The sequence below is a fragment of the Actinospineispora acaciae DSM 45401 genome (assembly GCF_000620785.1).
Lineage (GTDB): Bacteria > Actinomycetota > Actinomycetes > Mycobacteriales > Pseudonocardiaceae > Pseudonocardia > Pseudonocardia acaciae.
Window position 1 is genome coordinate 1 of sequence record NZ_JIAI01000012.1, and the last position, 16793, is coordinate 16793.

The 16793-nt window shown below is 72.7% G+C and carries 8 protein-coding genes and 2 rRNA genes; 9 read left to right on the top strand and 1 reads right to left on the bottom strand.

Annotation, left to right across the window (positions count from 1 at the left end; all coding sequences use genetic code 11):
- The 9 genes from N912_RS0136880 to N912_RS0136920 form a co-directional block, all read left to right on the top strand.
- Positions 1-105 (top strand): 23S ribosomal RNA (locus tag N912_RS0136880); the annotation flags it as partial.
- 86 nt (positions 106-191) lie between these two features.
- Positions 192-308, top strand: a 5S ribosomal RNA gene (rrf, locus tag N912_RS0136885).
- Between the two features lie 683 nt (positions 309-991).
- Positions 992-1540: a single-stranded DNA-binding protein gene (gene ssb, locus N912_RS57020; protein ID WP_084211538.1), complete on the top strand. Its 549-nt coding sequence runs from the start codon at positions 992-994 to the stop codon at positions 1538-1540.
- Positions 1541-1589: 49 nt separating this feature from the next.
- Positions 1590-3266, top strand: a complete 1677-nt coding sequence (gene ettA, locus N912_RS0136895; protein WP_028926367.1) for an energy-dependent translational throttle protein EttA — start codon at positions 1590-1592, stop codon at positions 3264-3266.
- A gap of 69 nt (positions 3267-3335) precedes the next feature.
- Positions 3336-7736 carry a hypothetical protein gene (locus N912_RS0136900; protein ID WP_028926368.1) on the top strand — a complete coding sequence of 1467 codons (4401 nt, stop codon included), beginning with the start codon at positions 3336-3338 and terminating at the stop codon, positions 7734-7736.
- Between the two features lie 383 nt (positions 7737-8119).
- Positions 8120-13087, top strand: a complete 4968-nt coding sequence (locus N912_RS57025; protein WP_084211539.1) for an NAD-glutamate dehydrogenase — start codon at positions 8120-8122, stop codon at positions 13085-13087.
- A gap of 178 nt (positions 13088-13265) precedes the next feature.
- Positions 13266-13451 (top strand): hypothetical protein, encoded by a 186-nt coding sequence (locus N912_RS64060; RefSeq protein WP_156994275.1) that lies wholly within the window; start codon positions 13266-13268, stop codon positions 13449-13451.
- A 100-nt stretch (positions 13452-13551) separates the two neighbouring features.
- The gene (locus N912_RS0136915) at positions 13552-13995 is read left to right on the top strand and encodes an acyl-CoA thioesterase (RefSeq protein ID WP_028926369.1); all 444 of its coding nucleotides are present in this window, start codon (positions 13552-13554) and stop codon (positions 13993-13995) included.
- Positions 13992-14633 (top strand): DUF8010 domain-containing protein, encoded by a 642-nt coding sequence (locus N912_RS0136920; RefSeq protein ID WP_037068623.1) that lies wholly within the window; start codon positions 13992-13994, stop codon positions 14631-14633. Before N912_RS0136915 ends, N912_RS0136920 begins: the two co-directional genes overlap by 4 nt.
- A gap of 444 nt (positions 14634-15077) precedes the next feature.
- Here N912_RS0136920 and N912_RS0136925 read toward each other — a convergent pair whose 3' ends face one another.
- Entirely contained in the window at positions 15078-16679 is a 1602-nt protein-coding gene (locus tag N912_RS0136925) for a glycoside hydrolase family 13 protein (protein ID WP_028926371.1), read from the bottom strand.
- Positions 16680-16793 lie beyond the last annotated feature (114 nt).

Here is a 16793-nt window from a genome sequence, read left to right on the forward strand (position 1 = left end):
TTTGAGGGGTAAGGCCCCCATGAGACTAGTGGGTTGATAGGCCAGAGATGGAAGCCTCGTGAGGGGTGGAGTTGACTGGTACTAATAGGCCGAGGGCTTCACCGCAGCAGTTTGTTCGCATCCACTGTGTGACCCTGAGCAAACAACCACACCTGTGTGGGGTGGTGTTTGTTTGATTGTTGGATAGTTGTGTCGGTGGTTTTAGCGTTGGGGAAACGCCCGGTCCCATTCCGAACCCGGAAGCTAAGCCCTTCAGCGCCGATGGTACTGCACTCGGTAGGGTGTGGGAGAGTAGGACACCGCCGACATTCTTTCTCTTTGGAGGGGGATGACAGGACCTGTTCCTGTCATCCCCCTCTTTTGCGTTGTATGCCGGCTCGTGACGTCCCGAGCCGTTGCGAGCCTGACCCACGCCCGGAGTCACGTTCGGTGACCGAGTGTGCCGATACCGGGAGCGCGAGAGCGTGGAACCACGCTGGTGTTGCCTTCTGGCGAGGGCGGCACGCTCGCGGTCGCGTACGGCGGTGACATTTCGGTAGCGCGTGGTTCGCTGTGGCTGTTCAGCGGATCATCCGGCCGGCTCACCCTGCCCCCCGAACGGCGCTCAGATCGCGCCTGGCCGCCGGGGGCGCGAGGCGTGCGGCTTACACGACCTGCCAAGCCGAGGGCCGTAGCCGCCGACACAGCGGGCGGGATCGGGGGCTCGGAGCCAGATGCGGCCTCGCGATGCGGTCGGACGGGTCGCCGCTGGCGACGCGGCATGTCCTTGCCGTGGCCGCCCGGCGAGGTGCCCGGCCGATTCGGCCCGGCCGGCATTGTCCCGTGAGCTCTGACGATCTGGGGCACGCCGGCCGCCGATCGTGGCCGGTTGTCCACAGTGACCCCGGTTGTCCACAGCCGGCGCTCGGTCGGTGGTCCCGCGGTGGTCCGCCCGCGAGTCTGGTGTCGGCCGGTGAGCACGCCGGCGGAGATCAGCGAGAGAAGGACGACGATGAACGAGACTCAGGTGACTGTCGTAGGGAATGTGATCACGGACGTGAAGCGCCGGCGCGTCGGCGACGGTGAGGGACCGGTGAGCTTCCGGGTGGCGACCAACGAGCGGCGGTTCGACAAGGCGTCGCAGCAGTGGGTGGACGGCGACCGGCTGTACCTGTCGGTCACCTGTTGGCGCCGCCTCGCGGACGGCGTCCTGCTGTCCCTGTCCAAGGGCGACCCGGTGATCGTGCAGGGTCGGCTCTACACCCGGAACTACGAGCTGGACGGGCAGAAGCGGTCGGTCACCGAGATGGACGCCTGGGCGGCCGGCCCCGACCTGTCGCGCTGCTCGGCGGTCCCGAAACGGCCGCGCCGCGAGGCGTTCGAGGACGGTGCGCCCGAGATCCCCGCGCAGGCGGGTCCGGTCAAGGAGGAGCGCACCGCGCGGGAGGAGGTCGAGCCGGCGGTCGCCAGCGCCTCGGCGGCGCCGAACGGCAAGGTGAGCCGGTCCAACGGTGAATCGGCGCGGCCGCCGCTGGAGGTGGTGAAGTCGGCATCCTCGTGAGCCCGGTGCGGACGACGGCCGGCGGGGCAGCGCATCTACGATCGAGGGTGTGGCTGAGTTCATCTACACCATGCGAAAGGTGCGGAAGGCGCACGGTGACAAGGTCATCCTCGATGACGTGAGCCTGTCGTTCCTGCCCGGGGCGAAGATTGGGGTGGTGGGTCCGAACGGCGCCGGCAAGTCGACGGTGCTCCGGATCATGGCCGGGTTGGAGCACGCGAACAACGGCGACGCCTTCCTGAGCCCCGGCGCAACCGTCGGGATCCTGCAGCAGGAGCCACCGCTGAACGAGAGCAAGACGGTGCTCGGCAACGTCGAGGAGGGCGTCGGCGAGATCAAACAGAAGCTCGACAGGTACAACGAGGTGGCCGAGAAGATGGCCACCGACTACTCCGACGAGCTGATGGAGGAGATGGGGCAGCTCCAGGAGGAGCTCGACCACGCGGACGCCTGGGACCTCGACTCCCAGCTCGAGCAGGCCATGGACGCACTGCGCTGCCCTCCGGCGGACGCCGAGGTGGGCCAGCTCTCCGGCGGCGAGCGCCGGCGGGTGGCGCTGTGCAAGCTGCTGCTCAGCAAGCCGGACCTGCTGCTGCTCGACGAGCCGACCAACCACCTCGACGCGGAGAGCGTGCTGTGGCTGGAGCAGTACCTGGCGAGCTACGCCGGCGCGGTGCTCGCGGTGACCCACGACAGGTACTTCCTGGACAACGTGGCCGGCTGGATCCTCGAGCTGGACCGGGGGCGGGCGTACCCGTACGAGGGGAACTACTCGACCTACCTGGAGAAGAAGGCCGAGCGGCTCGCCGTCCAGGGCAAGAAGGACGCCAAGCTGCAGAAGCGCCTGGTCGACGAGCTTGCCTGGGTGCGGTCCAACGCCAAGGCGCGGCAGGCCAAGAGCCGGTCTCGGCTGCAGCGCTACGAGGAGATGGCCGCCGAGGCGGAGAAGACGCGCAAGCTGGACTTCGAGGAGATCCAGATCCCGCCGGGCCCCCGGCTCGGCAACGTGGTTGTGGAGGTGTCGCACCTGGACAAAGGCTTCGACGGCCGGGTGCTGATCAAGGACCTGTCGTTCTCGTTGCCGCGCAACGGCATCGTCGGCGTCATCGGTCCCAACGGGGTGGGAAAGACGACCCTGTTCAAGACCATCGTGGGCCTGGAGAAGCCCGACTCCGGCGAGGTCCGGGTCGGCGACACCGTGAAGCTGTCCTACGTCGACCAGAACCGGGCCGGCATCGATCCGGACAAGACCGTCTGGCAGGTCGTCTCGGACGGGCTGGACTACATGAAGGTCGGCCAGGTCGAGATGCCGTCGCGGGCGTACGTCGCGGCGTTCGGGTTCAAGGGGCCCGAGCAGCAGAAGCCGGCCGGCGTCCTGTCCGGCGGTGAGCGCAACCGGCTCAACCTCGCGCTGACGCTCAAGCAAGGCGGCAACCTCATCCTGCTGGACGAGCCGACCAACGACCTCGACGTCGAGACGCTGTCGTCGCTGGAGAACGCCCTCGAACAGTTCCCGGGGTGCGCCGTGGTCATCTCACACGACCGGTGGTTCCTCGATCGGGTGGCCACCCACATCCTCGCCTGGGAGGGAGATGACGATCACCCGGCGTCCTGGTTCTGGTTCGAAGGAAACTTCGAGGCCTACGAGAAGAACAAGATCGAACGGCTGGGAGCGGAGGCTGCCCGACCGCACCGGGTGACACACCGTAAGCTGACACGCGACTGAGCGTCGCGACGACGCGCCGTAAGGCGGCCATCGCATCCGCTGTCCACCGCTGACGTCCCGGGAGGCGCCGTGCAGCCGACGGAGTTGAACGCCTCCGCCGCGTCCGCGCTCGCGACCGCACCGGCGGTACTGGAGCTCGCGGAGTCGTCGCGGTGGCGGGCACCGGAGGTCACGGCGGCGCTCGCCGAGCAGGCGGTACAGCTGGCGCGGGCCGGTGGCGACCGGGCGAGCGCACTGCGCGCCGAGGGCTGGCTGGCGCACGGGCTGGTCACGATCGGGCGCGGGGTCGCGGCGGTGCCGCGTGCGGCACAGGCCTTATCGGAGGCCGGCCGGGGCAACGACGCCGAGGCCGCCGGGCGGCTTCGCGTCGAGCTCGCCTCGGTGGCCAGGACGCTCGGCGACCGGGACACGGCGCTCGCGCTGCTCGCGCCGGTGCTCGGACACGTCGAGGTGTCGCTCGGGCTGCGAGCCGACGCGCACCTGGAGGCGGCGCGCTGCGGCGGCGCGGAGTCCCCGGACGGCGCCCTGGAGTCGGTGGGTGTGGCCGCCGGTGCGCTGCGCCAGCTCGGCGGCGAGTACGCCGAGCTCGGGCTCGCGGCCGTGGACGCCGTGCTGGCGCGCCAGCAGCGCGAGCGCGGGCAGGTCAACGGGGCCATGGAGCGCGCCAGGGAGGGCCTGCGCCGGGTGCTCGGCGGGGCCTCCGGGGACGGCGCGCTCGACCCGGTGTCGCCGTATCTCGCCGCCGAGCTCAGCCTGGAGCTGACCCTGGCCCTGCTGGACGGTGGGCAGACCGAGGCGGTTCGCGACGTGGCCCGGTCGGTGCTGCGGTGGGGCGCGCGGCCGGGCGCGCTGGTCCCGGTCTCCCGGATGCGGCTGACGCTGGCCCAGCGGGTGTACCTGCCGGCCGGCGAGGAGGACGCGGCGCTCGCGGCGGCCGAGTGGGTGTCCAAGGTCATCGAGTCGCACGACCTGCCCGAGGTCGAGGTGGAGTGCCACGGGCTGCTCGCCGAGATCCGGGAGCGGCGCGGCGAGCTTCCGTTCGCCCTCACCGCCAGCCGGCGGGCGCACCAGGCGTACCGGCTGCACGCGGCCCGGGTCGAACAGGCGCTGGTGCTGCTCGCCCGCGCCGGGAGCGAGACACGGCTCGCCTCGGCGCAGCACCATCCGGCCGACACCCGCGCGGACGGCCAGGCCGCCTTGTCGACCACGCAGACGCACATCTTCGACGGGCGTGCCGGCGAGCTGGGGGCCGCGGTTCCCCGGCCGCCGAGGCCGACCGAGCCGGGCCAGCCCGGCGGCGGAGTCGGGCCTGGCGGCACCCGCGAGCGGCCGGAGTCCGTCGGCCCGGCGGGGTCCCGGAGCCCGGACGCACTCGACTCCGAGACCCAGCCGTCACGGCCGCCTTCGGCGCCACCACCATCCGGCACGGGTTCGTCCTGGTCCGCGCGTCCGGCCGGGCCCGGTCAGCCGCCGGTGCGCCCGTTCGGCGCGCCCGAGCCGTCCGGGCGGGCCGGAGCCGCCGGGCCTCGACCGTCCGGGCCACCCGCGCCCCCGGTTCAGCGGCCGCCGGGCGCCGAGCCGAGGCGAGGCGAGAGGGCCGAGCCGACGGGGGGCATGGCGCCGCCTCGGCAGGACGCCGTCGAGTACGGACGGCCACCGGCCGACATGGGGCAGGGCCACCGGGCGCCTCGGTGGCCGGAGCGCGGCCCGCGACAGGAGCCGAGCGAGCCGTCCACCGGTCCGCGCCCGGCGAACCCGGTGTCGGTCCCGACGTTCGACATGCCGCGCGTCGCCGGGCCCGTGGCGTCGGGTCCCGCCGACGGGCCGGGGCGCCCGGTGGATGCGCCCGGCGGGCTCGGTTCCGATGGGCCGGGCCGGGGGAGTCCGATGGCCGGCGCGGTGGGTTCGCGGGGCATCGAGGTCCCGGGGCGTGCTCCTGAGCGGCGAGGTCCGCATAGCTCGGACGCCTTTGACGGGCCGGTGCCGGGGCGTCATCGACCCGGAGCCGACCCTGGGGCGGCCCCGGACGCGCCCGGTTCGGGACGCGGTTGGCCGGGTCCGTCGAACCAGGCCGGCCCGGGCGTCGACGGACTCGGGCAGCCCCGCGAGCCCGACCGGCGCGGCGGTGCCGACCGGAGGCTGCCAGGCGACCGGCTCACCGGCCGGGGCGACGACCGAGAGCTCGGCACGGGTGGCCGGGCGCACCGGTCCGAGGGCCGCCGGTCGGGCGACCGCCCGCGTGAGGGCGGTCAGCTCGGGGACGGCGGGCCGGGGGGCGACCGGCTCGGTGACGGTGGGCGGTTCGGCGGTCGCGGTGAGGGCCGACGGTCGGCGGAGGGGCCGCGCGGTCGCGGGTTCGGCGGAGGCCAGGATGACCGGGGTCCGTTCGATGACGGACCGGGCGGAGGCCGCCGGCGCGCCGACGCCGGGCGCGGGGTGGAGGCCACGGGCGGTGCCGGGCGGCCGGCGTGGGGTGGCGCCGGTGGCGGGGCGATGGCTTCGGGGCGGCGGCGCGCGCCCGAGCCGGTGCAGGCGCCCGCGCTGAGCGTGCCGGAGCTGGCGGTGAAGCTGGCCGAGCTGGCGGACGAGACCGGCCAGCCGCCGCACCTCGTGCTGGTGGACATCGTCGCGCCGGACGGTTCCCCGACGGGCCCCTCGGTGACCGCGCTGGCCGGGCGGATCGGCGAGCGGGTGCGTGGCCAGATCCCCCCGGGCGCTCGGGTGTACCGGCTCGACCAGGACGCGATGGCCATCGGCATGCCCGAGACCGACCCCGAGGTGGTGACCAGGTGGGTCCGGGCGTTGTCCACCGGGTTGTCCCAGGCGTGGCCCGAGCTGGCGGCCGATGTGCCCCGGGCGGTTTTCCGGATCGGTGTGCGCTGGCTCGGCGGGGCGCTCAGCGTGGAACAGCACGTCCGTGAGCTGCGGTCCGGTCGGGTCGGAGCGCCGTCTGGAGCGCCCGACCAGCCCACGTATCCGACGGACCAACCGTCCTTCCCGCCCTACCGGGTGCCGGGGCAGGCCGTGTCGAACAGCGACACCGGCCTGCGCTCGGACATCGACGAGCCGCCGGCCGAGGGCGACGACGGGCCGGCCGCCGGGCGCCATGGTGCCCCGCACGTGGAACCGGAGCCGTCCCGCGCGTTCGTGGGCGCGAACCGGGTGAGCGCCCCGCCGGGCAGTGGCGGGCGTCGGCGGCGTGGTGAGGGCGGTGCCGGCGACACGGGCGGGTACGACGTCCGGCGGTCGAGCGCGCCGTTCGGATCGGTTCCGGACCTGGCGGGTGCGCCGGGACGGTCACGCTCGCGGGCTACGACGGCCCCCACCTCGGCGCGGTGGGAGGTGCCGGCGAACGGCGGCGGTTCGGTGGCCAACGGCTCGCCGGTCAACGGCACCGCCACGAACGGCCATCTCGCTCCGGTCAACGGGCATGCCGCGTTGGGCGGCGTCGAGGGCACGGCGGGGGTGCGCGGACTGGTCGGCGAGGGCGTCGCGGCGGGTTCGGTGGCGGGCACCGGAGCGATCGGGCGCACCGCGCTCGCGGAACCGGAGCCGCCGGCACGGCGCAGGCGCCGGCGCGATGCGTTGGCCGCGTCCGGCGAGGCGGAGGCCGACGAGCCCGAGCTAAACGGTGGCCGTCCGCTGAACGGAACGCATAGTGTTAACGGTGTGAATGGTGCGCATGATGTGAACGGTGGGCGGCGCGTCAACGGTCATCATCGTGAGCCGGAGGTGGCGGCCTCCGGGAACGGGCATCGGTTCGGCGACCGGGACGGTCAGGAGGACGCCGGGCACGACGGTTCCCGGCGGGCGGGCCGGCATGCCAGGCCATCCGTGCGCGGGGCCGACGGGGTCGGTGTGGGCACGGACGGTGCGGCTGCGGGGACTGGCGTGAACGGTGTGGCCAATGGGGCTGATGTGAACGGCGGGGTTGACGGGTTGGGCGCGGACGGCCTGGTCAACGGGTCGGGTGCGCACGGTTCGGTCAACGGGGTCAACGGGTCCGGTGCGCACCGTTCGGCCGACGGGGTCGGTGTGGACGGCTTGGCCAACGGCGTCGGTGCGCACGGATCGGTTAATGGGTCCGGCGCGGGCGGCGTGGTCAACGGCGTCGGTGCGCACGGTTCCGTTGACGGGTTCGGGTCGAACGGTTCGGTCAATGGTTCCGGTGCGGACGGCTTGGCCAACGGGGCCAGCGCGCACGGTTCGATCAATGGATCGGGGTCAGGCGGCCTGGCCAACGGGGCCGGTATGGACGGTGCCGTCAACGGGGCGGGCGGGTCGGATCGGCCCGGGGACGCCGACGGCCCGGACGGTGAGGACGCGGCCGGTGACCGGCCGGGCGGCCGGGCGGCGCGGGCAGGCGGGGCGCGTTCCGGCGAGCAGGGGCCGCTCGCGGGCCGGGCGGTGTCCGAGCTGAGCTTCGCCGAGCTGCTCGCGGGCGCGCTGGCGGCGTACCGGGAGGCATGAGCCCACCGCTCGGCGCGTCCACCGAGACCGGTGGGAATGCGCTCCGCGCCGAGCGGAGCGGGGCAGGTGTCACAGCGTGAGCCCACCGCTCGACGCGTCCACCGAGACCGGTGCGAATGCGCTCCGCCCCGAGCGCGGCGGGGCAGCTACCACAGCGTGAGCCCACCGCTCGACGCGCCTACCGAGACCGGTGCGAATGCGCTCCACGCCGAGCGCGGCGAGGCCACGTGTCACCGCGTGATCCGCCGGCCGCCGCGCCGCCGCCGGTCGTCGCACGGGCCGGCCTAATCGAACGATCAAGCGGGAAGACGCCTCGGGTAGGCCGATGGTTAGGGTGGGGGCGGCGGCACTCGCGGCTACGGTGCGGCCGGAGGGGAACAGCGATGAGCTCGATCGAAACCCGGTCTCGACAGTCGGGGGACGAACCCCGCGGCCGGCAGGGCACGGACACCGACACAGGCACGGACACCGAGCGGGCGAGTGGCGGTAGCGGTGGCCACTCCGGCGCGCCGCCCACCGACGGAACCGGACAGCCCGCCGATACCGAGGGCGTGCTGGCCCGCGCGCGGGCCATCGACCCGAGCCTGGCCGAGCTGTGCGAGCTGTACTTCCGGCACACCCCGCCCGAGGACCTCGCGGCCGCCGAGCCCGAGCAGCTGATCAGCGCCGTGCGCTCGCACTACGAGCTGGCCGAGCACCGCACCCAGGGCCGTCCGGCGCTGCGGGTCCGGGACGGGGCGGCCGAGCTGGGGCGGGCGTGCACGGTGGTGGAGATCGTCACCGACGACATGCCGTTCCTGGTCGAGTCCGTGCTGGCCGCGATCAGGCGGTCCGGGGCGTACGTGCAGCGGGTGATGCACCCGATCCTGGTGGTGCGCCGGGGGCTGACCGGTGACCTGGGCGAGGTGCTGCCGGACGCGAACCCGAGCGACCCGCCGGAGGGCGCGCAGCTCGAGTCGTGGATGCACATCGAGACCGACGCGCTGGCCGACGACGAGGCGCGGGACACGCTCGCCGACGAGCTGACCCGGGTGCTCGGCGACGTGCGCGAGGTCGTCGAGGACACCGAGCGGATGAACCACACCGCCCGGGAGCTGGCCGCCGAGCTGCGCGCCGACCCGCCGCCGCTGGGCCGCACCGAGGTCGAGGACGGGGCGCGGCTGCTGGAGTGGCTGGCCGACGAGCACTTCACGTTCCTGGGGTACAGACGCTACGTGCTTGACACATCGGCGGAGCGGCCGAAGCTGACCGCGGAGCTGGCCTCCGGGCTCGGCGTGCTGCGCGGGGACAACCTGTCGACGGTCTCGTTCGCGCCGGGCTCGGACGCGGTGGAGCGGGCCACCGGGCGCGAGCTGCTGCTGATCAGCCAGGCCAGCGCGCTCAGCCGTGTGTCGAGGCCCGTCTACCCCGACTACCTGAGCGTCAAGACGTTCGACGCGGACGGCAACGTCACCGGCGAGCACAGGTTCCTCGGGCTGCTCACCGTGAACGCGCTCTACGAGAGCGTGCTGGACATCCCGGTGGTGGCCCGGCGGGTGCGCGAGGCGATCCGCCGCGCCGGCTTCCCGCTGGAGTCGTTCTCCGGGCAGCGGATGCTGGAGGTCATCTCCAGCTACCCGCGCGAGGAGCTGTTCCGGGCCAGCGCGGACGAGCTGTACGACACCGCGCTCGGGGTGCTCTCGCTGGCCGAGCGCCGGCGGCTGCGGCTGTTCCTGCGGCCCGACCCGTACCGGCGGTTCTTCACCGCGCTGGTCTACCTGCCCAGGGACCGGTACACCACGTCGTCGCGGCTGGCCATGCAGGAGGTGCTGCTGCGCGAGCTGTCCGGGCACTCGGTGGACTACACGGCCAGGGTGACCGAGGACAGCGTGGCGCTGCTGCACGTCACCGTGCACACCGACCCCGAGCAGACCATCGAGCCCGACCTGGACCGGTTGGAGCACGAGCTGGCCGAGGCGGTGCGGACCTGGGACGACCGGGTGCTCGCCCGTACCGAGGACCAGCCGGAGCTGGCCGACACGATCCGCCGCTACCTGCGGCTGGTGCCGGCCGCCTACAAGGAGGACTTCGACGACGCCGAGGCCGTCGAGGACCTGGCCAGGGTGGAGAGCCTCGGCGACGAGCCGGCGCTGACGTTCTACACCCCGGCCAGCGCCACCCGGGGGGAGCGGCGGTTCAAGCTGTTCCTGGCCGGCGAGGAGGTCGCGCTGACCGAGCTGCTGCCGGTGCTGCAGCAGATGGGCGTGGAGGTCATCGAGGAGCGGCCGTACCAGATCACCCGCCCGGACGGCCGGCGCTGCTGGATCTACGACTTCGGGCTGCGGATGGGTGCCGCCGCGCTGAAGGCCACCGCCGACCGGCCCCTGGACGTCGTGCGCCGCTCGTTCTGCGACGCGTTCGCCGCCGCCTGGCGCGGGGACATCGAGGTGGACAGGTTCAACGCGCTGGTGCTGCGCGCGGGCCTGAGCTGGCGGCAGGCCGGGCTGCTGCGCGCCTACGCCCGGTACCTGCGCCAGATCGGCACCCCGTACGGGCAGTACTACCTGGCCGACATCCTGGTGGCGCAGGCGCCGGTGGCGGCCGCGCTGGTCAGGGTGTTCGAGGCCCGGTTCGACCCAGCGCTGGGCGCGGCGGACAGCACGGAGCGCGTCGAGCTGGTCGAGGAGCGGCTCGCCGAGGTCACCGGGATGATCGACGAGGTCACCGGGCTGGACGCGGACCGGATCCTGCGCGGCTACCTCAACCTGATCACCTCGACGCTGCGCACCAACTACTTCGCGCACCGCCCGTACGTGGCGATCAAGTTCGACCCCGGCCAGATCCGCGAGCTGCCGGCGCCCAAGCCCCGGTTCGAGATCTTCGTCTACTCGTCGCGGGTGGAGGGCGTGCACCTGCGGTTCGGGCCGGTGGCGCGCGGCGGGCTGCGGTGGTCGGACCGGCCGGCGGACTTCCGCACCGAGGTGCTCGGGCTGGTCAAGGCGCAGGCGGTGAAGAACGCGGTGATCGTGCCGGTCGGCGCCAAGGGCGGGTTCGTGGTCAAGCGCCCGCCGGAGCCCACCGGCGACCCGGCCGTGGACCGGGAGGCCACCCAGGCCGAGGGCGTCAACTGCTACAAGATGTTCGTCTCCGGGCTGCTGGACCTGACCGACAACCTGCACAACGGCGACACTGTGCCCCCGGACGGCGTGGTGCGCCACGACGGCGACGACAGCTACCTGGTGGTCGCCGCGGACAAGGGCACCGCCACGTTCTCCGACATCGCCAACTCGCTGGCGGTCGAGCGCGGGTTCTGGCTGGGCGACGCGTTCGCCTCCGGCGGCTCGGCCGGGTACGACCACAAGGCCATGGGGATCACCGCGAAGGGCGCGTGGGAGAGCGTCAAGCGGCACTTCCGCGAGCTCGGGGTGGACACCCAGGGCCAGGAGTTCACGGTGGTCGGCATCGGCGACATGTCGGGGGACGTGTTCGGCAACGGCATGCTGCTCTCCGAGCACATCCGGCTGCTCGCCGCGTTCGACCACCGGCACGTGTTCGTCGACCCCGACCCGGACGCCGCCCGCTCCTACGCCGAGCGCCGGCGGCTGTTCGAGCTGCCCCGCTCGTCCTGGGACGACTACGACCGCTCGCTGATCGGCGAGGGCGGCGGGGTCTGGTCGCGGACCACCAAGGCGATCCCGGTGTCCGCCCAGATGCGCGCCGCGCTCGGGCTGGAGGACGGCGTCCGCAAGCTCACCCCGCCCGAGCTGATCAAGGCGATCCTGCTGGCCCCGGCCGACCTGCTGTGGAACGGCGGCGTCGGCACCTACGTCAAGGCCCACACGGAGGCCAACAGCGAGGTCGGCGACAAGGCCAACGACCCGGTGCGGGTCAACGGCGACGAGCTGCGGGTCAAGGTGGTCGGCGAGGGCGGCAACCTGGGGCTGACCCAGCTCGGCCGGATCGAGTTCGCCCGCGCCGGCGGGAAGGTCAACACCGACGCGCTGGACAACTCCGCCGGGGTGGACTGCTCCGACCACGAGGTCAACATCAAGATCCCGCTGGGCCGGGTGGTGGCCGCCGGCGAGCTGACCGAGCAGGGCCGCAACGAGCTGCTGGAGGCGATGACCGACGACGTCTCCCGGCTGGTGCTGGACGACAACTTCAGCCAGAACGCGATGCTCGGGGTGGCCCGCGCGCACGACAAGAACATGACAGGGGTGCACGCCCGGCTGGTGGCGGACCTGGAGGCCAGGGACAACCTGGACCGCGAGCTGGACGTGCTGCCGGACAAGGCCGGGTTCGCCACGCTGGAGCGCCTCGGCCAGGGGCTGACCTCGCCCGAGCTGGCCACCCTGATCGCGCACGTCAAGCTCGACCTCAAGGCCCGGCTGCTGACCAGCGACCTGCCGGACGCCTCGGTGTTCGCCGGCCGGCTGATGGAGTACTTCCCGCCTGCGCTGCGCGAGCGGTTCCCGGACGCGGTGGCCGCGCATCCGCTGCGCCGCGAGATCGTGACCACGCTGCTGGTCAACGAGGTGGTCGACGGCGGCGGCATCACGTTCGCGTTCCGGCTGGCCGAGGAGCTGGCCGCCGAGGCGACCGACGTGGTGCGCGCGTACGCGATCACCACCGCGGTGTTCGGGCTGCCCGAGCTGTGGGCCGACATCGAACGGCTGGACACCGGCGGCGGGCCCGGCCTGGACACCGGCCTGGCCGACGAGCTGGTGCTGGAGTCGCGCCGCGTGCTGGACAGGGCCACCCGGTGGTTCCTCACCAACCGCCCGCAGCCGCTCGCGGTCGGCGCCGAGATCGCCCGGTTCTCGCGGACGGTGACCGCCCTGCGCGACCGGGTGCCCTCGCTGCTGGTCGGCAGGGAGGCCGAGGCGCTCACCGAGCGGGTCGAGGAGCTGACCGCGCGCGGCGTGCCCAAGGCGCTCGCCGAGCGGTCCGCCGCGCTGCTCAACGACTACTCGCTGCTGGACATCGTGGACGTCACCGAGCTGTCCGAGCGCGAGCACGAGGAGCGCGACGCCGGCGAGGTGGCCGCGCTGTACTTCGCGCTGTCCGACCACCTCGGCATCGACCTGGCGCTGACCTCGGTGAGCAACCTGGAGCGCGGCAACCGCTGGCACGCGCTGGCCCGCCTGGCCCTGCGCGACGACCTCTACGGCTCGCTGCGGGCGATCACCCTGGACGTGCTGCGGGAGACCTCACCGGGGGAGAGCGTCCCGGACAAGATCGCGCAGTGGGAGCGGCTGAACGCCGCGAAGCTGGGCCGGGCGCGCGCCGCGCTGCAGGCCATCGGCCAGGCCGGGCTGGACCTGGCCACGTTGTCGGTGGTGTCGCGGCAGCTGAGGGGCTTGTCCCGATGAGCCGCGTTCCCCGCGCCGATCCGGAGACGGGCCGTGATCCGCCCCTCCGCTTCGAGGCGCGACAGGAGCGTTCGGCGGATCACGACAAGTTAGGAGAACGAGGCCTCCGGCCAGGGAGGCCCCGTTCGTGCCACTACCCCTCTACAACCGGCATTGAGGCGCGGAAAGGCGGCGGCATATGCCGAAGGTACCCGCAAAGAGCGATCAACCTAGGCCGGGGGGCCACCCGCCGCCGAGGATCACCTTCCTGCAGATCCTGGACAAGACGCTCCAGGACCCGAGCTGGACCCCCTGGATCAGGATGATCGTCACCTTGATCGTTGTCGCCTTCGTGGGCGTGATCTGGCGCCACATATATTGGTGAGGACCGAGGCGGTCGACATCGGATCCTCACCCCGCGGCGGGGCGACGAACGATTCGGAGGACGAGGAGATCGTGAACAACCCTCACTCGAGAGTTCCGCGGTGAGCCGGTTCCATGTGGAGATCCCGCTGCGGTGGGCGGACCTGGACGTCTTTCGGCACGTCAACCATGCGCGGACGGTGACGCTGCTGGAGGAGGCCAGGGTGGAGCTGGTGTTCCACCGCGCCGCCAGGGACGGTGCCGACGCGTGGCGCGACGGGCTGCTGGTGGCCAGCCTGAGCGTGGACTACAAGCGGCAGATCCCGTACCGGGGGCAGTCCGTGCGGGTGAGCATGTGGGCGCACCAGGTGCGGGCCGCCTCGTTCCTGATCGACTACGAGCTGCGCACCGGGCCGGGGGAGCACGACCCGGTGGCCGTGACCGCCCGTACCCAGATGGTCCCGTACGACCTGGTCGCCGAGCGCCCGCGCCGGCTGACCGACGTCGAGCGGGAGTTCCTGTCGCGGTGGGGTGACGAGGCGGTGTCGCCCGTGCGGGCCGGATGAGCGCGCCGGCGGCCGGACCGGTGCTGTCCGTGCCGGACGGGTCCGAACGCGACGGCTTCGGCTCGTTCGTGGCCAGGGTGGTGCGGCTGGACGGTTCCGCGCTGGTCAGGTTGTGCGCGAGAGGTGACCGGGTAACGGCATGGGCGACCACGCCGTTCGGCGTGCTCGTGACCAGGGACGTGCCGGGCGAGCTGCGCCCGTCCGACCTCACGGTGCCGGCCAGGGACCTGCTCACCGCGCTGGCGGTGGTGCGCGGCGACCGGGTCGACCCGGGCGGCCCGGCGGGCGATCGGTGGCGTGGCGAGCTGCCGCCCGCGACCGGCTGGCGGACGGTCACCGAGACTCCGGCGGCCGACCTGGCGGCGCTGGCGAACCGCGCGATCGCGCGCGCCGACGAGCACGGCATCCGCCCGCGCGCCCTGCCTACGGCGACCCTGGACGAGACCGCGGTGACAGTTCACGGCGACGAGGCGCGCGTGCGGGTGCCGATGCGGTGCCTGCTCGCGCTGTCGGGCATGGGGCTGCTGGACGGCCCGGATCCGGTACGGGCCAGCGCCGCCGACGCCTGGCTGCGGCTGGACACTCCGCTCGGCGCCGCCGTGCACCGCCGGTTCCTGCTGCCGCTGAGCGGGGTGTGAGCCCGAGCAGCCGGCCGCGGTGACGGTACGACAGCTGCCGTTACCGAGAGAGACCGACCGTCGGTCGGTCTTTGGTGGCTGTTCACGGTGCTGGGCGGGGTGTGCCTGTGTCGCTGGTCGTGCCAGGTGCGCGAGCACGGTTATCACCGAGATAGACCGACCGTCGGTCGGTCTTTGGTGGCTGTTCACAGTGCTGAGCGGAGTGTGCCTGTGTCGCTGGTCGTGCCAGGTGCGCGAGCACGGTTATCACCGAGATAGACCGACCGTCGGTCGGTCTTTGGTGGCTGTTCACCGTGCTGAGCGGAGTGTGAGCCTGTGCCGCTGGTCGTGCCAGGTGCGCGAGCACGGTCATCACCAAGACAGACCGACCGTCGGTCTATCTCCGAGGCGCGGCTGGCCACCGTGTCCGGCCACGTGCGCTCGGCGGCGGCACCGGGCCGTTGTTCAGGCCAGCCAGACGGCGGTGTCGGGGGGCAGCTCGCCGTTGTCCGTGAGGGGCGCGCTGCTGATCAGAGGGTCGCCGGGCGGGAGCGGCACCGGCACGGGAGAAGTGTTCAGGGCGCAGACCAGGGTGGTGCCGGGGCGGCGGTAGGCGAAGCAGCCTTCGGGGGCGCCGTACCACTCCAGCTCGTCACCGACGAAACCCGGATGGGTGCGGCGGATCTCCAGGGCGTGCCGGTACAGGGAGAGCGTGGAGCTGGCGTCCTCGAGCTGGGCCTCGACGGTCAGCGACGACCAGTCGTCGGGCATCGGCAGCCACGTCTCGTCGCCGTCGGTGAACCCGTAGTTCGGCTCGTAGCCCTCCCACGGGATCGGGACGCGGTGGCCGTCGCGGCCCCGGCGGGTGTGGCCGGAGTGCTCCCAGACCGGGTCGCGCAGCGCGGAGTCGGGCAGCTCCACGCTGGGCAGCCCCAGCTCCTCGCCGTTGTACAGGAACACCGCCCCCGGCAGCGCCAGCTCGACCAGCGCGAGCGCGCGCGCCCGCCGCACCCCGACCTCGCCGCCGCCGAACCGGGTCACCGGGCGGGGCACGTCATGGTTGGACAGCGTCCACGTCGGTGTCCCGCCGACCGTGACCACGGCGGCCATCGAGTGCTCGATCGCCTCCCGGATGGTGTCGGCGTCGAAGGGTGCGGTGGTGAGCCGGAAGTTGAAGCCCAGGTGCAGCTCGTCGGGGCGCAGGTAGCGGCCGAACCGCTCGTCGTCGCCGACCCAGATCTCGCCGACCAGCGCCCGCCCCGGGTACTCGTTGACCACCGAGCGGATCATCCGGTGCACCTCGTGCACCCCGTCGAGATCGAACCGGATGTCCGGGCCCCGGCCGCCGTCGGCCAGGCCGAACTGGTGCGGCTCGGCGTTGGGCAGCCCGTGCGGCTTGGCCATGCCGTGCGCCACGTCGATGCGGAAGCCGTCCACGCCCCGGTCCAGCCAGAACCGCAGGGTCTTCTCCAGGTCGGCCCAGACGTCCGGGTTGGACCAGTTCAGGTCGGGCTGCTCGGGGGCGAACAGGTGCATGTACCACTGGCCGAGCTGGCCGTGCGGCTCGGTCACGCGGGTCCAGCCGGGGCCGCCGAACTGGCTGGGCCAGTTGTTCGGCGGGGTGGCCCCGTCGTCGCCGAGGCCGTAGCGGAACAGGTACCTGTCGCGCTCCGGGCTGCCGGGCGCGGAGTTCAGCGCGGTCTGGAACCATTCGTGCTGGTCCGACGTGTGGTTGGGGACCAGGTCGAGGATCAGCCGGATGCCGTGCTCGTGGCTGGCGGCGACCAGGGTGTCGAACGCGGCCAGGTCGCCGAACAGGGGGTCGATGTTGCGCGGGTCGGCCACGTCGTAGCCGCCGTCGACCATCGGCGACGGGTAGCACGGGGTGAGCCACAGCGCGTCCACGCCGAGCAGCTCCAGGTATCCCAGCCGGCTGCGGACCCCGTCGAGGTCGCCGACGCCGTCTCCGTTAGAGTCTGCGAACGAGCGCAGGTATACCTGATAGCAAACCGCGTCGTGCCACCATGGCCGTTCCACCCCGGGGGCCGGGTGCTGGCTGGGTTGCACGAAGATTCATCCTGCCAAGAAAGCGGTCTCTAGGCCCGACCGCGCCAGCACTAAACCACCGAACGGTGGAGTTTGGTTGCTGTGCGTGTCCGAAAGCGATAATAGAGCCCTGTC

Coding starts and splice junctions, on each gene's coding strand:
- ssb (WP_084211538.1), top strand. CDS start 992: ATGAACGAGACTCAGGTGACTGTCGTAGGGAATGTGATCACGGACGTG.
- N912_RS57025 (WP_084211539.1), top strand. CDS start 8,120: ATGAGCTCGATCGAAACCCGGTCTCGACAGTCGGGGGACGAACCCCGC.
- N912_RS64060 (WP_156994275.1), top strand. CDS start 13,266: ATGCCGAAGGTACCCGCAAAGAGCGATCAACCTAGGCCGGGGGGCCAC.
- N912_RS0136920 (WP_037068623.1), top strand. CDS start 13,992: ATGAGCGCGCCGGCGGCCGGACCGGTGCTGTCCGTGCCGGACGGGTCC.